Annotated in this window: 1 protein-coding gene; it reads right to left on the reverse strand. The window is 62.7% G+C overall.

All coding sequences use genetic code 11. The features are described from left to right. A partial coding sequence (locus tag I6F37_RS39835) for a PAS domain-containing protein (protein ID WP_225154354.1) occupies positions 1–448 on the reverse strand: 448 nt, incomplete at both ends.

Here is a 448-nt window from a genome sequence, read left to right on the forward strand (position 1 = left end):
CTCCGCCGATCTGCCGATGCGATCCAGGTAACCCGCACCCTCCGCTCCGAGTTGGTCCCTGAATTCGCTGCGCAAGACGTTGGAGAATCCCTGCATCGAACGCAGCGGCGCGCGCATGTCGTGAACGATGCTGTAGGAGTAGGCTTCCAACTCGCCGATGGTTTCAGTGAGCTTGGCCGTTCTCTGCCGGACGAGCGTTTCGAGGTGCTCGGCGCGTGAACCCAATTGGGCGTGCGCTTCCGCGAGCTTGGCCTGCGCCTCGCGCAAGTCCGTCACGTCCGTGTTGGTCCCAAACCAGCGGACAACGTTTCCCTGTTCATCACGAATCGGCACTGCGCGGGAAAGGAACCAGCGGTATTGGCCGTCCTTGCCCCGCAGCGGAAATGTGTCTTCCCACAGTTCGCCGGCTTCCGCCGAACGCTGCACGCGCGCGAGAACTCGTTCGATG

Source organism: Bradyrhizobium sp. NBAIM08 (genome assembly GCF_020193935.1).
Taxonomy (GTDB): Bacteria; Pseudomonadota; Alphaproteobacteria; order Rhizobiales; family Xanthobacteraceae; genus Bradyrhizobium; species Bradyrhizobium yuanmingense.